The organism is Rhodococcus sp. IEGM 1306 (assembly GCF_036541985.1).
Taxonomy (GTDB): domain Bacteria; phylum Actinomycetota; class Actinomycetes; order Mycobacteriales; family Mycobacteriaceae; genus Rhodococcus_F; species Rhodococcus_F qingshengii.
In genome coordinates this window covers 579874-603763 of record NZ_JAZHFF010000004.1, presented here as the reverse complement: position 1 = coordinate 603763, position 23890 = coordinate 579874, and the positions used below count along the sequence as shown (strand labels likewise).

General features: G+C 61.9%; 13 protein-coding genes. 4 read left to right on the top strand and 9 right to left on the bottom strand.

The annotated features are described in order from the left end of the window. From V3587_RS15370 to V3587_RS15335, 8 genes are all read right to left on the bottom strand, one after another. Positions 1 to 11040: non-ribosomal peptide synthetase (locus tag V3587_RS15370; protein WP_317829742.1), on the bottom strand; the 11040-nt coding region annotated here is incomplete at its 3' end. 460 nt (positions 11041 to 11500) lie between these two features. Beyond that, positions 11501 to 12151, bottom strand: a complete 651-nt coding sequence (locus tag V3587_RS15365) for a 3-oxoacid CoA-transferase subunit B (protein WP_283376683.1) — start codon at positions 12149 to 12151, stop codon at positions 11501 to 11503. After that, positions 12148 to 12903, bottom strand: coding sequence for a CoA transferase subunit A (locus tag V3587_RS15360; RefSeq protein ID WP_007730192.1), 756 nt, complete (start codon positions 12901 to 12903; stop codon positions 12148 to 12150). Before V3587_RS15360 ends, V3587_RS15365 begins: the two co-directional genes overlap by 4 nt. Before the next feature lie 3 nt (positions 12904 to 12906). Beyond that, positions 12907 to 13734, bottom strand: coding sequence for an HpcH/HpaI aldolase/citrate lyase family protein (locus V3587_RS15355; protein ID WP_003942031.1), 828 nt, complete (start codon positions 13732 to 13734; stop codon positions 12907 to 12909). Further along, the gene (locus V3587_RS15350) at positions 13731 to 14219 is read right to left on the bottom strand and encodes a MaoC family dehydratase (protein ID WP_003942078.1); all 489 of its coding nucleotides are present in this window, start codon (positions 14217 to 14219) and stop codon (positions 13731 to 13733) included. Before V3587_RS15350 ends, V3587_RS15355 begins: the two co-directional genes overlap by 4 nt. Continuing rightward, positions 14216 to 15379: an acyl-CoA dehydrogenase family protein gene (locus tag V3587_RS15345; protein WP_283376684.1), complete on the bottom strand. Its 1164-nt coding sequence runs from the start codon at positions 15377 to 15379 to the stop codon at positions 14216 to 14218. The genes V3587_RS15350 and V3587_RS15345 overlap by 4 nt, the downstream gene beginning before the upstream one ends. Then, entirely contained in the window at positions 15379 to 17415 is a 2037-nt protein-coding gene (locus V3587_RS15340; RefSeq protein ID WP_235171714.1) for an acetyl-CoA carboxylase biotin carboxylase subunit, read from the bottom strand. The genes V3587_RS15345 and V3587_RS15340 overlap by 1 nt, the downstream gene beginning before the upstream one ends. Before the next feature lie 5 nt (positions 17416 to 17420). Continuing rightward, positions 17421 to 19010 carry a carboxyl transferase domain-containing protein gene (locus V3587_RS15335; RefSeq protein ID WP_042453308.1) on the bottom strand — a complete coding sequence of 530 codons (1590 nt, stop codon included), beginning with the start codon at positions 19008 to 19010 and terminating at the stop codon, positions 17421 to 17423. 98 nt (positions 19011 to 19108) lie between these two features. Between V3587_RS15335 and V3587_RS15330 the strand changes: the two genes are divergently transcribed. Together V3587_RS15330 and V3587_RS15325 are read left to right on the top strand one after the other, a co-directional pair. Then, entirely contained in the window at positions 19109 to 19708 is a 600-nt protein-coding gene (locus tag V3587_RS15330; protein ID WP_003941968.1) for an SACE_7040 family transcriptional regulator, read from the top strand. A gap of 48 nt (positions 19709 to 19756) precedes the next feature. Then, a complete protein-coding gene (locus tag V3587_RS15325) occupies positions 19757 to 20503 on the top strand; it encodes a GTP pyrophosphokinase (RefSeq protein ID WP_019744227.1) in 747 nt (248 codons plus the stop codon). 120 nt (positions 20504 to 20623) lie between these two features. On the opposite strand, the gene V3587_RS15320 is transcribed toward V3587_RS15325, so the two are convergent. After that, positions 20624 to 20884 carry a GlsB/YeaQ/YmgE family stress response membrane protein gene (locus tag V3587_RS15320; protein ID WP_003942027.1) on the bottom strand — a complete coding sequence of 87 codons (261 nt, stop codon included), beginning with the start codon at positions 20882 to 20884 and terminating at the stop codon, positions 20624 to 20626. 188 nt (positions 20885 to 21072) lie between these two features. Between V3587_RS15320 and dctA the strand changes: the two genes are divergently transcribed. Then, complete coding sequence (gene dctA, locus V3587_RS15315; protein WP_235171712.1) at positions 21073 to 22470, top strand: C4-dicarboxylate transporter DctA; 1398 nt, start codon at positions 21073 to 21075, stop codon at positions 22468 to 22470. 551 nt (positions 22471 to 23021) lie between these two features. Then, the gene (locus V3587_RS15310) at positions 23022 to 23876 is read left to right on the top strand and encodes a glycosyltransferase (RefSeq protein WP_260395801.1); all 855 of its coding nucleotides are present in this window, start codon (positions 23022 to 23024) and stop codon (positions 23874 to 23876) included. Positions 23877 to 23890 lie beyond the last annotated feature (14 nt).

Sequence of the window (23890 nt, the reverse complement as noted above, 5' to 3'; positions counted from 1 at the left end):
GAACCGCACCGCGGTCCGATCACCAAACTCCGCAGCGGCATCATCGAACCACGCCGACAACGTCGAATCCACACCACGATCGATCTGGCCAGCACTGAAGCGGGACAGCCGGTTTCGTTCACCATCGACCAAGATGTCAACGTCACCCACCGCTACGGTGGGATCAGCAGTCACCGCACGGAAGGTCCGTACCAGCCGATCACCGAATTCCAGAACGGTCGACTCGTCGAAGAGATCCGTCGCATACGTCAAGGCGGCTAACATCCCTGCGGGTGCGCCGGCCTCGTCGGTTCGTTCGGTCAAGGTCAACTGGAGATCGAATTTCGCCAACGCAAGATCGGCACTTTCGATCGACACTTCGAGGTCGCCCAATTCGAGCGTTGTCTGTTCGTGATTCTGGAACGTCAACGCCACCTGGAACAACGGATGACGAGCCTGCGAACGAACCGGGTCGAGCGCTTCCACGATCCGCTCGAACGGAACATCCGCATGCGCGAACGCTTGCAGATCCACCTCACGCGCCGAAGCCAACAACTCCGCAAACGACATCGACGGATCAACCTCGGTACGCAACACCAAAGTGTTGACGAACATACCGATCAGATCGTCGAGCTGCGCCTCACCGCGACCCGCGATCGGTGTACCGATCGCGATGTCGGTCGTTGCGGACAAACGAGAAAGTACGACGGCGAGCGCTGCGTGAACAACCATGAACGGTGTCGAGTTACTGCTGTGCGCAATCGAATTGACAGCTTCGTGCAGGGTGGCGTCGATATCGAACTCGACCTCGGCTCCGCGCCCTGAAGCGACCTCGGGACGCGGACGATCGGCAGGCAGATCCAACTGCTCCGGAAGATCAGCCAACGCATCCGACCAGAACGCAATCTGCTTCGCGATCACGGACCGCGGATCGTCCTCGGACCCGAGAACCTCACGCTGCCACAACGAGTAATCGGCGTACTGCACCGGCAACGGCGTCCAAGCCGGCACCGACGCTCGTGTACGTGCTTCGTAGGCAACCATCACGTCACGGGTCAACGGACCCATCGAGAAACCGTCGGTCGAGATGTGATGCACGACGAACACCAGAACGTATTCGCTGTCGCCGACTTTGAAGAGCTTGGCGCGCAACGGGACTTCGGACGTCACGTCGAAGCCGACTGTCGCCAGCTCGGCGACGCCCGCAGCCAGGCGATCTTCCGTGATCGACACGGGGCTGAGATCGACGACAACGTCTTGGACGTCGAGGACGTCCTGATACCCGACGCCGTCGACGTCCGGATACAGCGTCCGCAGTGATTCGTGTCGGCCCACGACATCGAGCACGGCAGCGTTGAGAGCTGCCACGTCGAGGGCGCCCGAAATCCTGATCGCCGCCGGAACGTTGTTCACTGCCGACGCGGGTTCGAACCTGTTCAGGAACCACATGCGCTGCTGCGCCAACGAAAGTGGGATCCGAGCGGGCCGGGACTGCGGGACCAGTGGGGCCGTGGCACCCGAACCGGCGTGCAGCTCGAGCCGGAGGGCGAGTGACTGCACGGTCGACGCTTCGAAGAGCGCACGAACCGGAACGCTTGTGTCAAGCGCCTCCCCCAGCCGTGCGGCGACACGGGTCGCGATCAGCGAGTTGCCTCCGAGCTCGAAGAAGTCGTCGTCGCGGCCAACCTGTGCGACTCCGAGAACTTCGGAGAACACCTGCGCGACAGTCTCTTCGACGGTCGTGATCGGCGCCTGATACACCTTCGACTCGAACACGGGCGATGGCAGAGCTTTGATGTCCGTCTTGCCCGCGGTGGTCAACGGAATCGAATCGAGTACCAGTACCGAGTCGGGGACCATGTAGCCGGTCAGGAACGTCGACACCGACTCGATGACCTGTGCGGGATCCACCTCGGCGCCGGCCTGTGGCACCACGTATGCAACGAGACGATCTCCGAAGTGATCGTCGGAGCGTACAAGAGCTACAGCTTGCGCAACGCCCGCGCAACGGGTCAGCGCGGCCTCGATCTCGCCGAGTTCGATACGGAACCCACGGATCTTGACCTGGAAGTCACTGCGGCCCACGTACTCCACTGCGCCACCGTCGATCCACCGGACCACGTCACCCGTGCGGTACAACCGCTCACCCGGCGCCCCGAACGGGTCTGCGACAAAACGACCCGCCGTCAATGCCGGCTGTCCCAGGTATCCACGAGCGACCTGAACACCCGACACGTACAACTCACCCGCGACACCAACCGGAACGGGCTGCAAGCGGCCGTCCAAGATCCGCGCGGCCATACCCCGAATCGGGCCGCCGATGTTCATGCGGTCAAACGCGGTCAGCGCATCACTGATGTTCGACGCGACCGTCGACTCCGTCGGACCGTACGCATTGAAGAATCCACGCACACCGCCGTCCGGGAGCGGTACCGCCCACTTGGCAACGAGAGACCGCGAACTGGCTTCGCCACCGACGACAACCACCCGCAACGCGTCGAGCCCACTCGGATCCACCGATGCCAGAGCAGCGGGCGTCACGAACGCATGGGTCACGCCCTCCGAGCGCAAGATCTCAGCCAATTCCGCGCCGCCGTACACCGTCGTCGGCGCAATCACCATCGTCGATGCCGCTCCGAATGCCATCAGCAACTCGAGAACAGAAGCATCGAAACTCGGCGATGCGAAATGGAGCGTCCGAGCATCGTTAGTCAACGCATAGCGATCGACCTGCTCGGCACAGAAATTCGCCACGCCGGCATTGGTGACCACAACGCCCTTGGGCAGACCCGTGGTGCCGGAGGTGTAGATGACGTAGGCAGGCTGCCGCTCGTCGATCGCACTGCGTCGATCCGAATCACTCACCGGCGCGCAAGATTCTGCCGCGCACGCCGCCGCTGTCTTCTTGTCGTCGAGAACAACCCACGTCAATGCCGACGGCAATCCTGCCTCGACGTCACTGAGCGCAAGACCCAGCACCGCACCGGAATCGGTAATCATGTGGGCGATACGGTCAACCGGATACGTCGGGTCGACGGGCACGAACGCAGCACCCGTTTTCGCCACTGCCCACAGGGCGAGAACCGAATCGGCCGAACGCGGAATCGCGATCGCGACCCGATCCTCCGGCCCGACGCCCTTCGCCATCAGAACACGAGCGAGTTGCGACGACCGCTCGTCGAGTTCGCGGTAGCTGATCGACTGACCGTCGAAGCGAATCGCATCCGCCGACGGATCCACAGCGGCCGCCGCTGTGAGGATCTCGACCAGGGTTCCCGAGACCGCCTGACCTCCACGAACATCGGCCAGCGCACCACGCTCAGCCGCATCGAGAATGTCGATGTCACCGACGACAATCGAGGGAATCGATACGACAGTCTCTAGAATACGAACCAGTCGCCGAGCAAACCCTTCGACCGTCGACACGTCGAACAGATCTGCAGCAAACGTGAATTCGGCCGAGAGCCCTTGCTGGATCCCGTCTTCGCCGATCGACTCGGTTACTGCGAGTTCGAGGTCGAACTTTGCAGTGGTGGTGTCGATTTCGGCGGCCCTGATAGCCAGGCCCGGTAGTTCGAGTGTCGTTTGCGCGAGATTCTGCAAGGACAGGACAACCTGGAACAGCGGATGTCTGGCCTGCGACCTGGCCGGAGCCAAGACGTCCACCAACCGCTCGAAGGGTACGTCCGAGTGAGCGAACGCTCCGAGCGCAGAATCACTCGCCGCAGCCAGCAGATCCGTGAATGCCTGGGCCTGGTCGACCTCGGTGCGCAGAACAAGCGTGTTGACGAACATACCGACGAGATCGTCGAGCGCCTCGTCGCCACGACCGGCAACGGGAGTGCCCACGGCGATGTCCGAGGTCCCGCTCAGTCGGGCCATCAGAACGGCAAGCGCCGAGTGCAACGCCATGAAGAGCGTCGCGTTGTTCTCCCGTGCCAACGCGTCCAATCGACGGTGCACATCACCGGAGATCTCGAAGGCGAATCGTTCGCCGCGCATCGAGGCTACGTCGGGTCGAGGCCGGTCCGACGGAAGCTCGATCACATCCGGTAGGTCAGCCAGAGTCGAGGTCCAGTAGGAAATCTGCTGCGAGATCAATGATTCCGGGTCGTCTTCGGACCCCAGAACCTCACGCTGCCACAACGAATAGTCGGCGTACTGCACAGCCAACGGGTGCCACGCCGGCGCAATCCCGTCCTTGCGTGCCGAGTAGGCAATCATGAGATCGCGTGCCAGAGGCGCCATCGACCAACCGTCGGCGGCGATGTGATGAACCACGATCGCGAGGGTGTGCTCGGTGTCGCTGACCGTCAACAGGCGGACACGGATCGGCACGTCGACGGTGACGTCGATCGCCGAGGATCCGATTGCAGCGACTCGACTTTCGAGCTCGTCCTGATCCGAAACCGACTCCACGGCCAGTCCGCCGAACGCCTCCGAAAGCGACAGAATCGACTGCTTCGGTCCGGAGGCCCCGTCCGGATACACCGTTCGGAGCACTTCATGCCGGGCCAGTACGTCCTCGAGCGCAGTTTCCATCGCGGCAGTATCGAGATGACCAGTCAGGTGCAGAGCAAAAGTGATGTTGTAAGCAGCGGAGTCGGTATCGAAACGGTTCAGGAACCACATGCGCTGCTGCGCCAACGACAACGGGATTTCTGCGGGACGCGCCTGTGCGACGAGTGCCTTCTTCCCGCCGACACCTACGTGCGACTCGATATGTGCGGCGAGCGCCTCGACGGTGGAAACGTCGAAAAGCGTCCGCACCGGCACGGTGGTATCGAGCGCCCGTCCCAACCTCGAGGTGACCTGGGTGGCCACCAGGGAGTTGCCACCGAGTTCGAAAAAGTCGTCGTCGAGGCCGACTCGTTCCACGCCGAGAACATCCGCGATCACCTGCGCGACAATCTCTTCCACCGGAGTCGTGGGCGCACGGAACTCGCGGACCTCGAAAACAGGCTCCGGCAAAGCCCGGCGATCCAATTTGCCCACCGGTGTCAACGGAACCTCGGCGAGCTCCATGATGACGGAAGGAACCATGTAGCTCGGCAGAGATTCTGCAACGAACGAGGCGAGCAGGTCCCGATCGAAACTCGAACCGTCAGCCAGTTCGACGTAGGAAACGAGGGTTGTGACACCCGCCGCGCCTTCGCTTCCGATCGTCACCGCGAAGCGCACAGACTCGTGCGAGGACAGAACTGCGTCGATCTCACCGAGCTCGATACGGAATCCGCGAACCTTGACCTGGAAGTCACTGCGGCCGACGTATTCGAGGACCCCCGCATCGCCTTGCGTGTCTCCGCCTGTCCAGCGCACGACATCGCCGGTCCGGTACATTCGCTCGCCGTCCGGCGAATACGGGTTGGCAACAAACCGTTCCGCAGAAAGACCTCGCCGCTCGTGGTAGCCGCGAGCCAATGCAGCGCCCGCAAAGTAGAGCTCTCCCCTGGTACCGACTGGAACCGGATGCAGACGCTCGTCGAGTACCAGTGCAGACATGCCCTCGACGGGACGCCCGATGTCGATCGATCGGCCGATCGCGAGATCGCCGAACGACGAAATGATAGTGGTCTCGGTCGGACCGTACCCATTGAAGTAGGCGCGCCCTGGAGCCCATTTCGCCAGCAACTCGGGAGTGGTCACGTCACCGCCGACGGAGACGACTCGCAATTCAGGCAGCTCTGCCGGCTCCATGGTCCCGAGTACTGCGGGTGTGATGATGGCGTGTGTGACCTTCTCGGCATGAAGAAGATCCGACAACTCGTGTCCACCGATTATCGTCGACGGAACGATCACCAAAGTTGCACCCGCTGAGAAGGCAACCATCCATTCGAGCACTGACGGGTCGAAGCTCGGTGAACAGATATGCAGGAACCGCGAGGTCTGATCCACCCCGTACCGACGCTGAGCTGCGTCCCTGACACCACGGAGACCACCGTGAGTGACGCTGACACCCTTCGGTTTTCCCGTGGAACCGGATGTGTAAATCACATATGCAACGTGTGAACTGTGAATCGGAGCGATTCGGTCCTCGTCCGTGACCGGCGCTGATGATTGCGCCGACAGTTCTCCGTTCAGAGCCTGGCTGTCGAGGACCAACCAATCAGTGACCGCAGGGAGTTGATCAACGAACTGTGCCGACGTGAGTCCGATCGCGGCCGAAGAATCGGCCAGCATGTGCCGGACACGATCTTCCGGGTAGCTCGGGTCGACTGGCACGTACGCCGCCCCTGACTTCGCCACCGCCCATACTGCACAGACCATCTCGTACGAGCGAGGAAAGGCGAGAGCAACGATGGTCTCGGGGCCTGCGCCACGTCCGATCAGAACCCGTGCGAGTTTCGACGACTGCTCGTCGAGCTCGCGGTAGGTGATCGATCGACCCTCGAAGCGCACAGCAACCGAGTCCGCTTCAGCCGTGCCGGACAGGAAGATGTCGACGAGACTCTGCCGGGGCATCGCGTCGTCCGAGGTAACGACCGTCAGATCGGTGCGCTCAGAGCGTGAGAGCAGGTCTATATCACCGACGACCGTTTCAGGTCGGGTAGCCACTGCATCGAGAATGCGCACGAACCGAGTAGCGAATGTGTTCACCGTGGCCGGATCGAACAAGTCCGTGGCGTAGGTGAAGGTGGCACTCAAGACATCCGAGTCTTCGGTTCCTTCAGGATTCTCGGACACCATGAGTTCGAGATCGAATTTGGCGACCGGAACTTCCAATTCAGCTGCCACTGCTTTGACGCCCGAGAATTCCAGTTCGCGTCGTCCACTGATCTCCGCAGTGAGCGCAACCTGGAAGAGCGGGTGACGAGCCTGCGAACGCGCTGGGCTCAGCACCTCGACCAACCGCTCGAACGGTACATCGGCGTGCCCGTAGGCAGACAACCCCGATTCCCTTACCCGAGCGAGCAACTCGTCGAACCGTTCGTTCGGATCGACCTCGGTGCGGAGCACCAGGGTGTTCACGAACATGCCGATCACGTCGTTGAGGGCTTGATCGCCTCGCCCGCCGATCGGGGCACCGATCGCGATGTCGGAGGTACCACTGATCCGGCTCAATAATGTTGCATAGGCCGCCTGCAACACCATGAACAGCGAGACGCTCCTCGAGCGCGCCAACTCGTTCAGCTTGCGCGTCGTGCGTTCGCTGATCTGAAAATGGTGCTTGGCACCGTGATTGGACGCGACGGCAGGACGAGGTCGGTCTGTGGGCAGATCCAACTGATCCGGCAGATCAGCGAGCGCCCGGCGCCAGTAGTTGATCTGGCGAGACGATTCCGATCGGGGGTCTTCGTCGGATCCCAGTGCTTCGCGTTGCCACAGCGCGTAATCGGCGTACTGAATCGGCAGCGGCGTCCACGCCGGCGCCGTCTTCTCACTTCGCGCCGAGTATGCGACGAGAAGGTCACGTGCGAGCGGACGGAACGACAGTCCGTCTGCAGCGATGTGATGGAGAACCATCACCAGCACGTAGTCCGTCGGAGACACCTCGAAGAGGGCAACCCGTACCGGAATTTCGAGCGTCACGTCGAAGCCGCGAGACGCCACGTCGAACAGGGCCGCGTCGAGATGCGAATTCCGAATCTTGACCGGGTTCAACTCCACTGCAGCCCGGTCGACCGGCAGAACCAGCTGTTGCGCGGTTCCGTCGACATCGGGGTAGATCGTGCGCAGAGACTCGTGCCGCTCGAGAAGGTCCATCACCGCGGCATGCAGGGCGGACGGGTCCACCGAACCGGTGAGCCGGACCGTGAACGGAAGGTTGTACGCGGGTGTCGACGGGTCGAGACGGTTGATGAACCACATACGCTGCTGCGCAAGCGAGAGCGGGACGACCTCGGGACGAGGCTTGGCGATCAGCGGGGTGAGCTGCCTGGCGTTGCCCGCCACCGACTCGGCGCGGGCCGCCAAGGTAGCGACCGTGGTGGATTCGAAAAGCTCCCGAACGCCGAGTTGCACTCCCAATGCCGAACCCACTCGGGTCACCAATTGTGTTGCAACCAGAGAGTTTCCACCGAGCTCGAAGAAGTCGTCGTCGATACCGACGCGCTCGACACCGAGCACGTCGGCAAACACGTCAGCCACGATGCGTTCGATTTCGGTGCGGGGCTCGCGGTACTGCTTCGCACTCGCGAACACCGGCTCGGGCAACCCGGCACGATCCAATTTGCCACTCGTGTTGAGCGGCAACGCATCGAGCACCATCAACGCGGCCGGAACCATGTACGACGGGAGGCTTCGACCGGCGAACTCGCTGAGGACAGCAGCATCGATGTTTCGGCCAGGCCCCGGCACGACGTAGCCGACCAATTGATCACCGGTCGGGGTGACGGTCACCAAGACGACAGCCTGGGAAACATCGGGGTGTGCCAGAAGAACGGTCTCGATTTCGCCGAGCTCGATGCGCTGCCCACGGAACTTCACCTGGAAGTCGGTACGCCCGATGTAGTCGAGATTTCCGTCCTCACGGCGTCGGACAAGGTCGCCGGTCCGGTACATACGCTCACCGGCCGTGCCGTACGGATTGGCGACGAACCGATCCGAGCTCAGATCAGGTCGACCCACGTACCCACGCGCGAGTTGGACGCCCGCGAGGTAGAGCTCACCCGGCTGCCCGATGGGCGTCGGTCGAAGTTGCCCGTCCAGTACGTGTGCCTGAGTGTTCCACTGCGGCATACCGATCGGCACGGAAGTAGTGTCCGAGGACACGGCCTCGTAGTACGTGACCGACACCGCGGCTTCAGTCGGACCATACAGGTTGTGCAGTCCGGCTCCACAGAGTTCACGGAAAGCGGAAGATGTCTCCGGTGGGAGCGCCTCGCCGATGACGAACACGTGGCGCAACGAATCACAAGATCCGGCAGGTGCGTTCGCAGTGAACAGCGTGAGCATGGATGGCACGAAGTCGGTGATCGTGACGCCGAGTTCCGCGATCTTGTTTGCCACGTAGATCGGGTCTCGATGACCGTCCGGAGTCGCAACTACCAGTGTGGCGCCTACCTGCAACGGCATGAAGAATCCCCACAGCGACACGTCGAATGTCGTGGCGGTCTTCTGCAGGTAGATGTCCGACGCCGAAAGCCCGTACTCGGTGTTCATCCACTGAAGCTGATTGTTGATCGCTGCATGAGTGACCGCGACACCCTTGGGTCGCCCGGTCGACCCCGAGGTGTAGATCACGTACGCAGTGTTCGAGAAATGCAAGGGAGACAGGCGATCTGCGTTGGCGATCGACCTACTGTCGAGCTGTTCGTAGTCGAGGGTGTCGATCTCGATCACCCGTGTCCCCTCGGGCAGATCCACATCGTCCCGCGCAGTAGTCACAACACACGTGGGCTGCGCCGACTCGAGAATATATGCGGTGCGGTCGGCTGGATGGTCGGGATCTACCGGCACCCAGGCTCCGCCGGCCTTGGCGATCGCGTACAGACCGACCATCAAGTCCAGAGACCTGCGGATCGACAGTCCCACAAGCGATTCGGGCCCAACACCCATGCCGATGAGCTGACGGGCCAAACCGTTTGCGCGGGCGTCGAATTCGGCGTACGTGAGGCTGGCGCCTTCGAAAACGACAGCGGTGGCATCGGGCGTACGCTCGACTTGACGCTCGAATGCTTCGGTGATGGTTTGCGAGGCAACGTGGAAGCCGGTGCGGTTCCACAATGCAACCTTGTTCCGCTCCTCGTCGGTTGCGACAGGGAGATCCCAGACCTTGCGGCTCGTTTCGGCGGAGACGAACTTCTCGAGGAACTCCACGAACCGCGAGTGATTTCGCTGGGCGTCAGCGGGCCCGTACAGATTGGGATTCGACTCGAAGTCGATGTGCGTACGGGTGTCGCCGACGCTCTGGTACAGGTTGACACCGAGGTCTTCGATCAACCCCGTGGACAGGATGTGAAGCTCGCCGACGAGGGGCCCGAACGCCAACTCGGTGGAAAACATCATGATGTTGATCCACGGGCCGAAGAATCCGCCCCGACCCGGCCCGTCACCGCCGCGAACCATGTCCTCGTGTCGGTACCGCTGATGGCGCAGTGCGCCGGACATTTCGTTCCTGACGTCGTCCAGAAGATCCTGGACGGTGGTGTCCGCAGTGACGGTCAGTCGCAGCGGGACGACGTTGGAGACCATGCCACCGGACCGGCGCAGCACGGCTGTCGTTCGACCGGAAACGGGCAAACTCAGCGACACGTCCTCTCGTCCGGTCATCTGAGCGAGGTACGCCGCAAACGCCGCGACGACTGTGCCGGCAACAGTGGTCTTCTCTACGCGCTCGAGGAACCGCCCGAGCAGCGCCTCGACGTGGTTGGACAGCGCTGCACTGTCGATCCGACTGACCGGAGCAGGCGCGGCACTTCGACCCGCGAGGCTCGAGATCTCGTCGAGATTCTCGATCTTGTCTGCCCAGTACTTGCGATCGGTTTCGAACCGACTCGACTGGCGGTACTTGTTGTCCACCTCGTAGACGTTCCGGAGATCGGAGGCCTCGCTCGGCTCCGGATCCCGGCCCTCCACGCGCGCCGAGTACAACTCCGCCACACGAGTGACGAACGTCGAGGCACCGAAACCGTCGAGAATTGTGTGGTGAACCCGTGTGTACCAGTAGTAGCGGTTCTCACCGAGGCGCAAGATCGTGGCAGAGATCAGTCGGTCCGCAAGCATGTCGATCGGCCGACTGCGATCTGCTCGCATCCACCGCATGGCTGCGTCGTGTGAGTCGTCTTCACTACGAAGGTCGACGTAGCCGACGGAATCATCGAGTGTGGGGTCGATGATCTGGTACGGCTGGGCGTCGATCTCGAAGATCCGAACGAAGGCCGACCCAATTTCGCGACCGGCGTCTGCACAGGCCTGACGAAGAGCATCAAGCTCGAGAGCACCACGGAGTTCGACGTACTGAGCGATGTTGACCGGTACGGCGGGATCAAGGTGCTGCGCGAACCACATACCGAGCTGGGCCGCTGAAAGCGGGAATGCGTCTGATCGCTGAACGTCTTCCGGCGAGCTGCCGACCTCCGGCTTGCCGCTCCCCAGTTCTCCGTTACCCAGCGAATTCACGCCCACAGCCTCTCTTCCACACCATTGCGCACCCGTGCGAGCCGAACGTCCGATTCGCAGCAGCTACCGACCTCATCCAACCTCGACGAGCCAGAACCACCCATTGTCTCCGATACATAGGTGACAAGAGAAATCCATACCCCGGTATATCGACGGTTTTGCTGCAATTCGTTACAAATCGCCCAGCGCATCTACCCCCCGATCGCATTGCCGAAACGCACGGTTCAGACTCTGTGCGCGACATCTCCGCCCCTGGAACAATCAATCTGCAGCCGACGATCTGCACCCCCATCCACATCAGTCACCTCGGACAATTTACAGGCCCGTCAGCTACTCGGCGCCCGAGCTCGAATCAGATTCGACAGTCGCTGATCGAGACTATCGGTACACGCCGACAGACCGACGAAAGAACGCGCCGACCAGCGGTCGGCGCGTTCTTTCGAGTGGAGGTACGAAAGCTTCAGGAAAAACCCACACCAGTCACACTCTTCAGGTGTTCGCTGGTGACCCCTGGAGCTAGCTCCACAAGCTCAAGCCCGTCCGCGGTGACGTCCAGCACCGCGAGGTCGGTGATGATCCGGTGGACGACTCCCTGCCCGGTAAGCGGCAGGGTGCACGCCTCGACGATCTTGGGGTTGCCGTCGCGATCGGTGTGCTCCATCACGACGATGACGCGGCGGGCTCCATGGACCAGGTCCATCGCCCCGCCCATACCCTTCACCATCTTGCCCGGCACCATCCAGTTGGCAAGGTCGCCGGTCTTCGACACCTGCATCCCGCCGAGCACCGCGGTGTCGATGTGTCCGCCGCGGATCATCCCGAAGGAGAGGGCCGAGTCGAAGAACGCGGCACCGGGATTGACGGTGACGGTTTCTTTACCGGCATTGATGAGGTCGGCATCGACCTGATCGTCCGTCGGGTACGGCCCGGTGCCGAGGATGCCGTTTTCGCTGTGAAGGACCACCTTGACGCCCTCGGGCAGGTAGCTGGGGATCAGCGTCGGCAGGCCGATGCCGAGGTTGACGTACTCACCCGGCCGCATCTCGGCGGCAGCGCGAGCGGCCATCTCGTGGCGGGTCCAGCCGATACGAGTTTCCTCTGCACTGGTCACTTGGTACCTCCTGAGACGGTCCGCTTCTCGATCCGCTTCTCCTGCGGGCCTGTATGCACGACGCGCGCGACGAACACTCCAGGTAGGTGCACGTGCGCGGGGTCGATGTCGCCCGGCTCGACGAGGTTCTCCACCTGCGCGATGGTGATCCGGCCGGCCATCGCAGCAAGCGGGTTGAAGTTCATCGCCGTCTTGTTGAAGACGAGATTTCCTTCGGTGTCGCCGTAGTCCGCGTGCACGAGCGCGAAGTCAGCGGTGATCGCCTCTTCCAATACATACGTGCGGCCACCGAACACTGCCGTCGCCTTCGGTGGCGACGCCACGGCAATCGAACCGTCCGGGTTGTATCGCCACGGCAAGCCGCCCTCGGCGATCGGTGTGCCGACGCCGGCCGGAGTGTAGAACGCCGGAATGCCGGTACCGCCTGCTCGCAGCCGCTCGGCCAGCGTCCCCTGCGGCGTCAACTCCACTTCGAGCTCACCGGCGAGATACTGGCGGGCGAACTCCTTGTTCTCCCCCACGTACGACGCCGTCACCCTGGCGATCCGGTGCGCGCCGAGCAGGATGCCGAGACCGTAGTCGTCGACACCGCAGTTGTTGGAGAACACCTCGAGATCGGTGGCGTCGCCGTCGGCGATCGCCGCGATCAGTGCGTCGGGAATACCGCACAGCCCGAAGCCGCCCACTGCGAGCCTGGATCCGCTCGCGATGTCGGCAACTGCCTCAGCTGCCGTATTCACGACTTTGCTCATCCGCTAGTTCTCCTTCTGCTGAAAGATTCCGGCTCGGTGAAGAAGCTTCTCGGCGTGACGAAGAACGGGAGCGTCGACCATCTTGCCCTCGAACGCGAACACACCACGTTCAGTAGACACCGCGGCAAGCACTCGTGTGGCCCAGTCGATCTCTTTTTCCGAAGGTGCGAAGGCACCACGGATGACCTCGACCTGACTCGGGTGGATCGCAACCTTCACGTCGAAGCCGACTGCGACGGCGTCAGCGGACTCGACGCCGAGGCCCACGAGGTCCTTGATGTCGAGGTACACGGAATCGACCGCCAACCGGCCGTAGCTCTTCGCGGCCAGCAGAGACGTAGATCGGACATGCTTGGCAACGTCGCGGTACGAACCGTTCGGGTGCCTGCTCGAGTTACCACCGAGACCGGCAACCAGATCCTCGGCTCCCCACATGACACCGATGGCGTTCGCAGCAAGCGCGATGTCGGCCACGGCGAGGGCTCCTCGCGGGGACTCGACGAGCGCAACCACGTCCGCCGGTGCGAGCGAGAGGACGTCCTCGGCCGATTCGCACTTGGACAGCATGAGACGCGAATAGTGTGTGCCGTCCAGCGCGATCAGATCGAGTTCGTGATCAGGCGTCCCGACCGGATTGACGCGCACGACCGTCCGCTCCGGATCGAGAGGAGTGTCGATCAGGGCCGCACGTGCGGCTTCCTTGTCGGCCGGAGCCACACCGTCTTCGAGATCGAGGATCACGACGTCGGCAACGGCCGCGGCCTTCGCGTAACGTTCGGGACGATCCGCCGGGCAGAACAACCACGCCGGCCCCGGCGGCGTCCACGTCATGAGGACACCTCAGCCGGGCGGAGCTGCACCAACGTCTTGCGCGTGGCAAGTGCGACGACGTCACCGTGCTGGTTGCGACCGGTGTGCACGAGCGTCACGATGCCTTCACCTGGACGGCTCTTCGACTCACGCTTGTCTGCGATGAGCGTCTCGGCATACAAAGTGTCGCCGTGAAAGAGCGGCTTCGGGAAGCTGATCTCGGAGAAGCCGAGGTTGGCGACGATGGTGCCCTGCGTCAACTGCGCGACCGAGAGGCCCACGATGGTCGACAGGGTGAACATCGAATTGACCAGCCGCACACCGAATTGAGTGTCCTCGCTGTACGCGGCATCGAGATGCAACGCCTGCGTGTTCATCGTCAAAGTCGTGAAAAGGACGTTGTCAGCCTCGGTCACCGTCCGGCCTGGGCGGTGCTCGTAGATCGCGCCGACCTCGAACTCCTCGAACCAGAGCCCGCGCTGAGTGATCTTCTTGGGGTTCGTCACAGCCCTGCCTCACGGGCGATAAGCATCAACTGCACCTCGGTGGTTCCCTCACCGATTTCGAGGATCTTGCTGTCACGGTAGTGGCGCGCGACGGCGTACTCGTTCATGAAGCCGTATCCGCCGTGGATCTGCGTGGCGTCGCGCGCGTTGTCCATGGCAGCTTCGGAGGAGATGAGCTTGGCGATGGATGCCTGCTTCTTGAACGGCTTGCCCGACAACATGAGTGCGGCCGCGTCGTAGTACGCGGTACGTGCGACGTGGGCGCGAGCCTCCATACGCGCGATCTTGAACGCGATGGCCTGGTTGTGTCCGATGGGGCGACCGAACGCCTCGCGTTCCTTGGCGTATTTGATCGACTCGTCGACGCAGCCCTGGGCGGCACCGACACTCAACGCTGAAATGGCGATGCGGCCTTCGTCGAGGATGCGCAGGAAGTTCGCGTAGCCGCGGCCGCGCTCACCGAGCAGATTCTCTTCGGGGACACGAACATCCGCGAACGTGAGCGGATGGGTGTCGGATGCGTTCCAACCGACTTTGTTGTACGCCGGTTCTGCCGTGAAGCCGGGCGTCGTGGTCGGCACCAGGATCGTCGAGATCTCCTTCTTGCCACCGTCCTTGACACCCGTGACCGCGGTGACTGTCACGAGCTTGGTGATGTCGGTGCCAGAGTTGGTGATGAACTGCTTGTTGCCGTTGATGATCCACTCACCGCTGTCGAACTTCGCGGTGGTCTTGGTTCCGCCGGCGTCGCTACCCGCACCGGGCTCGGTCAGGCCGAAGGCAGCCAACGACTTGCCGCTGGTGAGCTGCGGAAGCCACTCTTCCCTCTGTGCCTCGTTACCGAAACGGTAGATCGGCATTGCGCCGAGGGACACACCAGCTTCGAGAGTGATCGCGACGCTCTGGTCGACCTTGCCCAACTCTTCGAGCGCCAGGCAGAGCGCGAAGTAGTCGCCGCCCATTCCGCCGTACTCCTCGGGGAAGGGCAGGCCGAACAGTCCCATGTCGGCCATCCCGGCCACCACCTCGTACGGGAAGGTGTGGTTGGCGTCGTGCTCGGCAGCAACCGGTGCCACGACGGTCCTGGCGAAGTCGGCAACGGTCTTGGCGAGCTGCTGGTATTCGTCCGGAAGCGCTCCGGTGGCAAGGTAATCGGACATCAGGCGTCTTCCTTCTGCGTCGTGTTCTCGGTCTTTACTTCTGCAGTCTCTTCTTCGGCGGGTACCACGCGGGCCAGAACCTGATCCACCATCACCTGATCGCCCTGACGGACAAGCACTTCCACGATCCCTTCGATCGGGGACGTCAAGGAGTGCTCCATCTTCATGGCCTCGACCACGACGAGTGGTTGTCCCGCGCTCACTGCCGCGCCGTTCTCGACGTTGACCGCGATGACGGCACCGGGCATGGGGCTGGCGATTTCGGCATCACCGGCATGCTTGTCCTCACCGCGGACGCTGACTTCGGCAACCTCGCGCACGTGCCAGGTTCCGCTGCCCGCGAGCCACAAACCACCGTCGGTCTCGGCGACGACGAACGTGCGTCGGCGTCCGTCGATCACTACCGCCAGTTCGGATCCCGTCAGGGTCGCGCTGAATGCGCGCGGCTGGGAACCTTCGACATCGACCTTTGCATCCGCGGGAACCCCGACGATCGCAACGTGCGCCGTTCGGGTGCCGGCGGCGAGCCTGATGCTGGTCGGCGCGGGAGTTCCGACGCGCCATCCACTCGGGACGTCCCAGGGATCAACGGATTCCGAAGTTGTCCACCGCGAGAGCCAGCGATAGGCCGCGGCAGCAATGAGAACCTCGTCGGAGGCGTCGGCTGCGACGAAGTCTTCGACGCGACGATCGAGCAGACCGGTGTCGAGGTTGCCCGCGATCACGTCCGGATCAGCGAGAAGGAATCGTGCGAACTCGATGTTGGTCACGACTCCGAGCACTGCGGTGTCACCGAGTGCGCGATCGAGCTTGCGCAGTGCGCCCGCGCGGTCGGGAGCGTGGGCGATGACCTTGCTGAGCATCGGGTCGTAGTCACTGCCGACGACGGTGCCCGCGAGCAGTCCGGAATCGACGCGCACGCCGGAACCGGACGGCTCGACCAGATCGACGACGCGGCCGCCGGTCGGCAGGAACCCACGGCCCGGATCCTCCGCGTACACACGAGCTTCGATGGCGTGCCCGGTCAGTGTGATGTCGCTCTGGGAGAAGGCCAACTTCTCTCCCGCTGCCACACGAACCTGCCATTCGACCAGATCCAGTCCGGTCACCATTTCGGTGACGGGGTGCTCGACCTGCAGGCGGGTGTTCATCTCCATGAAGAAGAACTCGTCCGGCTTGTCGGCGGAGACGATGAACTCGACAGTGCCGGCGCCGGTGTAATCGACGCTTCGAGCGGTGTTGCAGGCTGCCGCGCCGATCCGGTCACGGGTCACCTGATCGAGCAGCGGCGACGGAGCCTCTTCGATGACCTTCTGATGACGCCGCTGCAGGCTGCATTCGCGCTCACCGAGGTGAACGACGTTGCCGTGCTGGTCGGCGAGAACCTGGACCTCGATGTGCCGGGGCCGCAGGACGAATCGCTCGAGGAACAGGGTGTCGTCACCGAACGACGACGCGGCCTCACGGCGGGCACTGCGAAGAGCCTCGGCCAGATTGGCCGGATCCTCGACCAGGCGCATTCCCTTGCCACCGCCACCTGCCGAAGGCTTGACCAACACCGGGTAGCCGATGTCCTCGGCTGCGGCGATGAGTTCTTCGTCGGTCAGATTCGGGCGCGCGATACCCGGGACCACCGGCACGTCGAACGCGGCAACAGCGTTCTTCGCGGTGATCTTGTCACCCATCACCTCGATGGCCCGCTCGGAGGGGCCGAGGAAGGCGATTCCGGCAGCCGCGCAGGCAGCCGAGAACGCCGAGTTCTCCGACAGGAAGCCGTAACCGGGGTGAATACCCTGAGCACCGGTGGACTTGGCAGCGTCGATCACCTTGTCGATGACGAGGTAACTTTCACGCGCCGCGGCCGGTCCGATGTTGACGGCAGTGTCGGCCTCGCGGACGTGGCGAGCATTCGCGTCGGCGTCGCTGTAGACAGCAACGCTGCGAATTCCCAACTCACGCAACGTGCGGATCACGCGAACCGCGATCTCACCGCGGTTGGCCACGAGAACAGTATCGATAGTGCGCAACTCAGTCATTTCGCTCACATCCGGAAGACGCCGTAGGAGACCGGCTCGATCGGCGCATTTGCGCACACCGAAAGGGCCAGGCCGAGAACAGTTCTGGTATCTGCGGGGTCGATGACACCGTCATCCCACAGCCGTGCGGTGGAGTAGTATGGATTGCCCTGAGCCTCGTACTGCTCGCGGATCGGCGCCTTGAAGGATTCTTCGTCCTCGGCCGACCACGGATTACCCGCACTGTCGAGCTGGTCACTACGAACGGTCGAGAGCACCGACGCGGCCTGCTCGCCGCCCATGACCGAGATGCGCGCGTTCGGCCACATCCACAGGAAGCGAGGTGAATACGCCCGTCCACACATCGAGTAGTTGCCGGCGCCGTACGAGCCGCCGATGACAACCGTCAGCTTGGGGACCCGTGCACACGCAACTGCCGTGACCATCTTGGCGCCGTGCTTGGCGATCCCGCCTGCCTCGTAATCACGTCCCACCATGAAGCCCGCGATGTTCTGCAGGAACAGCAGCGGCACACTGCGCTTGTCGCACAGTTCGATGAAATGTGCTCCCTTCATGGCGGATTCACCGAAGAGCACGCCGTTGTTGGCGATGATGCCGACCGGATGGCCCTCGATGTGGGCGAAACCGGTGACGAGCGTCTTGCCGTACTCGGCCTTGAACTCCTGGAACGCACCACCGTCGACGAGCTTGGTGATCACCTCGTGCACGTCGTACGGAGTACGGGGATCGGTCGGAACGACGTCGTAGAGCTCGCTCTGATCGGCGACGGGCGGAACGGTGGAGATGACGTCCCACGGGCGTTCGGAGCGGGGGCCGAGTGTGGCAATGATGTTGCGCACGATGCGAAGTGCGTCGCGGTCGTCCTCGGCCAGGTGATCGGTGACGCCGGAAACCTTGGAGTGCAGGTCGCCGCCGCCGAGCTCTTCCGCCGTCACGATCTCACCGGTGGCCGCCTTCACCAGCGGCGGACCACCGAGGAAGATGGTGCCCTGGTTGCGGACGATCACTGCTTCGTCACTCATCGCGGGCACGTAGGCGCCGCCCGCGGTGCACGAACCGAGAACTGCGGCGATCTGGGGAATCCCCTTGGCGCTCATGGTCGCCTGGTTGTAGAAGATCCGGCCGAAGTGCTCGCGGTCCGGGAAGACTTCGTCCTGGCGCGGCAGGAAAGCGCCGCCGGAGTCGACGAGGTAGATGCAGGGAAGGTTGTTCTGCAACGCAACTTCCTGCGCGCGCAGGTGCTTCTTCACCGTCATCGGGTAGTAGGTGCCGCCCTTGACCGTCGCGTCGTTGGCGACGATGACGCACTCGCGGCCCGACACACGGCCGATACCGGTGATGACGCCGGCGCCGGGGCACTCGTCGTCGTACAGGCCGTTGGCCGCCAGCGGGGACAGCTCGAGGAACGGGCTGCCCTGATCGAGCAGCGAGTCAACGCGATCTCGCGGCAGCAGTTTCCCTCTGCTCACGTGGCGCTCGCGAGAGCGCTCGTTGCCGCCCAGCGCTGCTTGCGCCAGTTTCTTCTTCAGTTCGTCCACCAGAACGGTGTGATCGGACCGGTAGCCCGATCCTTGCGTGATTCCACTGGGAGTCATCCCGCCGCCTTCGCCATGAGTTAATGCTCGATAACTGAAACTAGATTAACTATGATTAACTGAGTTGTCCAGAACACAAGCGAAGAAAGATCGAGAGAATGACCTCTGAGCAGGTAGCAGCTCCGACGCGACGCGATCAGATGAAGGCCGACCGTCGTCGTCAACTCTTGGACGCCGCCGCCCGGTTGATCGCCGAGCGCGGATTCGTGAGTGTGCGACTCGAAGACCTCGGCGCGGCCGTCGGCATCAGCGGCCCGGCCGTGTACCGGCATTTCCCCAACAAGGATGCCGTCCTCGTGGAACTTCTCGTCGGCATCAGCACACGACTGCACGAAGGCGGATCAGCGGCAGCAGAGGCAGCGGACTCACCGAGCGCTGCTCTCGACGCACTGGTGGAGTTCCACCTCGACTTCGCACTGGGCGAGCCAGACCTGATCCGTATCCAGGACCGCGACCTCGAAAGCCTGCCGGCCGACGCGCGTCGACAAGTACGCCAAACGCAGCGCAAGTACGTCGAGGTGTGGGTCGGTGTGCTCGAGCAACTCGATCCCCAACTCGACCAGGCGGATGCGCGCATCAAAGCGCACGCCACCTTCGGTCTGATCAACTCGACCCCTCACAGCGCCAACCCCGCTTCGCCGGCACGCGCACGCCGCGTCCTGCGGGATATGACGCTCGCCGCACTGCGCACCCACTGAAACCGGACACGGCACAATCGGTGGCAGACTGGTTACACCAGCTAACAGATGAGGGTGCCGAACGTGGAAGACAGCAGTGGGGTCAGCCGGGCCGATTTCGCCGAACTGCGGACCGAGTTCTCCCGCTTCATGATGTTGTACCAATTCGGAATCTCCGAACTGATGACCAAGGTGAACATCCTCAAGGACGAGTTCACTCACATCAATCAGTACAGCCCCATCGAACACGTGACGTCACGGGTCAAGTCGCCGGACAGCATCCTGCGTAAGGCTCAACGCCTGAACATCCCGCTCACGATCGACGACATCTCGAAGAACATCTTCGACATCGCCGGCGTGCGCATCACCTGCAGCTTCATTTCCGACACGTACCGCATCGCCGAGATGCTCACCAGCCAGACGGACCTTCGGGTGATCGAGCGCGAGGACTACATCGCCGATCCGAAACCCAACGGCTACAAGAGCCTGCACTTGATCGTCGAGGTCCCGGTTTTCATGAGTGACCGCGTCCGGCACGTTCCGATCGAACTCCAGATCCGCACCATCGCGATGGATTTCTGGGCGAGCCTCGAACACAAGATCTACTACAAGTACAACCGCGAGGTTCCCGTCGAACTCCTCGACGAACTCACCGAGGCTGCTGCCGCGGCACACCGCCTCGACGTCAAGATGGAACGCCTCAACGACGAGTTCGCGAAGATCAAAGCGCTTCCGCATCCTGACGACGAAATCCTCGAGCAGGATCTGCCTGCCCAGTTCCTCGAGGCGCTGCATCTGCAGCGACGGGCGCTCTGAATTTAGGCACCCCTCCCCTGAGCGAACGCGCCTTTCGGCGCACCTGAGGCGACGAGAGTGCCGTTCGCTCACAACTGGGGTCGGACAACTAGGGCAAACAAAAAGAATTGCGTTGGCTTGCTATTTCTTGCCAGTGACGGCGCTGTAGCCGATCGAGAGCACGGCCGCCGCGGCGATGCTGATGATCCAGCGGATCCAGTCGATTCCGCCCGTATCGCCCTTGTCCGAGATCGCTCCCCAGACCCAGTACCCGATAAGCGCTCCGGCGATACCCAGCACGACGGTCACGATCATGCCGTACTGCTGCTTACCTGGCAGTACGAGACGAGCCAGGATTCCGATGACTGCGCCGAAAATGATGGTTCCGATAATTTGCCCCATGACAGCCCCTCTCACACGTCGTGCATGCACGCGGACGGAAGATCACCGCTCAGGGAAACAATAACCACAGTCACACACAACTGTCGCTTGTTGACCGAATTGTTGTCCGAGATGCAACCTCGACGCGTTACACCCACGACATTCGCGAGTTATTATTTCGCAATCAAGCAGACCTACCGTTCTCGTCCATGCCCACTCCCGTAAAACTGCCGAACAGCGAGCTCGCGCGACTTGCCAACAAGCCTCCCTGGTACCGATCACTGTTCGTGCAATTGATCGCCGCTATCGTCATCGGTGTTCTCATCGGCTGGTTGTGGCCGGAATTTGGCGCGAACCTCAAACCCCTTGCCGACGGGTTCATCAAGCTGATCAAAATGCTGATCGCGCCGATCATCTTCTGCACCGTAGTGATCGGGATCGCCCACGTCGGCGATCTGAAAGCGGTGGGGCGCATCGGCGTCAAGGCTCTCATCTACTTCGAGGTCGTGACCACCTTCGCCCTGTTGTTCGGGCTGCTCATCGGAAATCTGATGAAACCGGGTGCGGGATTCAACATCGATCCGGAGACGCTGGCGAACGGTGCGGACGCCGTGGCCGCCAAGACCGGAAGTGGCGAACTACCCCACACCGTCGAATTCCTGCTCAACATCATTCCGGTGTCTATCGTCTCTGCCTTCGCCGAAAACGCACTCCTCCAAGTCCTCTTCTTCGCCGTACTGTTCGGACTCGCCTTGGCCAAGGCAGGCGAGAGTGGACCACCGATCGTGTTCGAACTCGTAGATCGCCTGAGCCATTTGTTCTTCACGATCATCGGCTGGATCATGAGACTGGCGCCGTTGGGCGCTTTGGGCGCGATGGCGTACATCGTCGGCCAGTACGGGATCGCTTCGCTCGGAAGTTACGGAAAGCTGATCGCCGCATGCTATCTCGCGGCCGTCCTGTTCATCCTCATCCTGGCCGCGATAGTCAGGTACTTCGCGGGCGTGAACCTGTGGAAGTTCGTCAAGTACATCAAGGACGAACTCTTCCTCGCGTTGGGAACGGCGTCGACCGAAGTAGTCCTGCCCCGAATCATGGTCAAGCTCACCAACGCCGGATGCTCGCGCACGACAACAGGATTGGTGGTGCCGACCGGCTACTCGTTCAATCTCGACGGCGCGACGCTGTACCTGTCGATCTGCATGCTGTTTCTGGCGCAGGCACTCGGCGTGGACCTGACACTCGGTGAACAGATCACTGCCGTCCTGGTTCTGATGCTCACGTCGAAGGGAATGGCCGGCGTGCCGGGATCGTCATTCCTGGCGCTGTCGGCCACCGTGGCCGCAATCGGTCACGGCGCAATTCCCGTAGCCGCAGTCGCTCTCCTACTGGGCGCCGATCGAATCATGGATTCGATGCGGGTGTCGGTGAACCTGCTCGGGAACTGTGTCGCAACCTTCGTGGTCGCCAATTGGGAGGGGCAGCTCGACAAGGAGCGCATGCGCCGAGTGCTCGACGGAGAAGACGTTCCACCGCTCGAGGAAGTCGATCCGATCACGGGGAAAACCGTTCCGGCACCCGAAACCGAAGGCATCCTGACCCGATAGGTAGGTGCCGGCTGCTGTTTGCACATCGGAGATCGGTGCTGAAGAGTCGCGGGGGCAGACTTCACTGGAAAATCCAGACCGACAGCTACAAAAGCAAATATTTGCAGATGGCGGCAACCTTGCCGTCAAGGGTCCGTTGAATCTACAAATATGGCACTTGCGCTGCACCGACTCCACTTTCACTGAAAAGCGACTTGCGACATCTAGATATTGCCAGGCGGTTGCCGCAGTGGCGATTCACAAATCAGCGAACGGGCAGCATTATATTTGCCGGAATCAAAAGGACTAAAGTCCGGTGTTCAACCGACGAATAGACTCGAGTGGGTAAAAATCAATCAGTTCTGAAAGCCTTCTTCTGCATGCATTTATGCCGTTCCAGCTGCACTTATGCTGATAGTTTCCCGCAATAAGCTGTTGCGGGATTGATCATATGGCCATCGGTTCAAATTGTCCGAATGGTCACCTATTGCTATCGTAACCTTTGCGAAGGACTGGACCCAATTGCCCAGCAAAGGAATACAGTGACCGCACCCATGCAGGATATTGAACACTTGTCCACTAATCGACTTTCGGTGGTTGTTCCGGTATTCAACGAAGAGAACGCGGTTTCCGGCTGCATCGAGCGTCTACTGACCCAGTCGGAAATCGATGAGATTCTGATTGTCGACAACAACTCGACGGACGGTACCGCATCGATCATCCAGGAGTTCGCCGAGAAGTACGACAAAGTCAGATATGTCTTCGAGGCCCGCCAAGGCGTCGTACACGCCCGGAACGCGGGCTTCGACGCCTCGACCGGCAACATCATCGGTCGTATCGACGCGGACACACGGGTACAACCGGGATGGGCAGATGCGGTCAAGAGTTTCTTCCAACGCAGCACCGCTCATTCAGCGGTTGCCGGACTCACCTACCTCTTCGAATCGCCGTTTGCTCGAATCCACCGCTACGCACTGGACAGGCAGGTGAAGCAGGGGAAGTTCGATTGCGAACGTCAAGTACTCGCTGTCGCCGGAGCGAACATGGCGATCAGAAAGAGCGCATGGCTGTCCGTCCGCGAGCAAGTCAGTGACCGGCCGGACATCCACGAAGATATCGACCTTTCACTGTGCCTTCGGGAGGAAGGGATGACGATCGGTCAAATCGCCGACATGCGAGCAGAAACGTCCGGTCGACGCGGTGAAACCCCTCCGTTGGAGTACCTGAAGTACAACCAAGCATCCGAATCGGTTCTGCACCTTCACAACATCATGAATTGGCGCCTCAAACTGACCATCTGGGGCGACTCGATGCTCCACGCGCTCGTGTGGCCCGTCTACCGCCTCTACAATTTCGAGCAGGAGCGCCTGGAGTTCAGGCGCTTGTTCGGCATGTCGAAAGGTCGAATCATGCCAGTTCACCAGTAGCCCATCGAGTTCCG

What these genes read in the sequence shown, in the direction of transcription:
- V3587_RS15360 (WP_007730192.1), bottom strand. Translation starts at nt 12,903, where the DNA reads ATGAGCAAAGTCGTGAATACGGCAGCTGAGGCAGTTGCCGACATCGCG.
- V3587_RS15355 (WP_003942031.1), bottom strand. Translation starts at nt 13,734, where the DNA reads ATGACGTGGACGCCGCCGGGGCCGGCGTGGTTGTTCTGCCCGGCGGAT.
- V3587_RS15345 (WP_283376684.1), bottom strand. Translation starts at nt 15,379, where the DNA reads ATGTCCGATTACCTTGCCACCGGAGCGCTTCCGGACGAATACCAGCAG.
- V3587_RS15340 (WP_235171714.1), bottom strand. Translation starts at nt 17,415, where the DNA reads ATGACTGAGTTGCGCACTATCGATACTGTTCTCGTGGCCAACCGCGGT.
- V3587_RS15335 (WP_042453308.1), bottom strand. Translation starts at nt 19,010, where the DNA reads ATGACTCCCAGTGGAATCACGCAAGGATCGGGCTACCGGTCCGATCAC.
- V3587_RS15330 (WP_003941968.1), top strand. Translation starts at nt 19,109, where the DNA reads ATGACCTCTGAGCAGGTAGCAGCTCCGACGCGACGCGATCAGATGAAG.
- V3587_RS15325 (WP_019744227.1), top strand. Translation starts at nt 19,757, where the DNA reads ATGAGGGTGCCGAACGTGGAAGACAGCAGTGGGGTCAGCCGGGCCGAT.
- V3587_RS15320 (WP_003942027.1), bottom strand. Translation starts at nt 20,884, where the DNA reads ATGGGGCAAATTATCGGAACCATCATTTTCGGCGCAGTCATCGGAATC.
- dctA (WP_235171712.1), top strand. Translation starts at nt 21,073, where the DNA reads ATGCCCACTCCCGTAAAACTGCCGAACAGCGAGCTCGCGCGACTTGCC.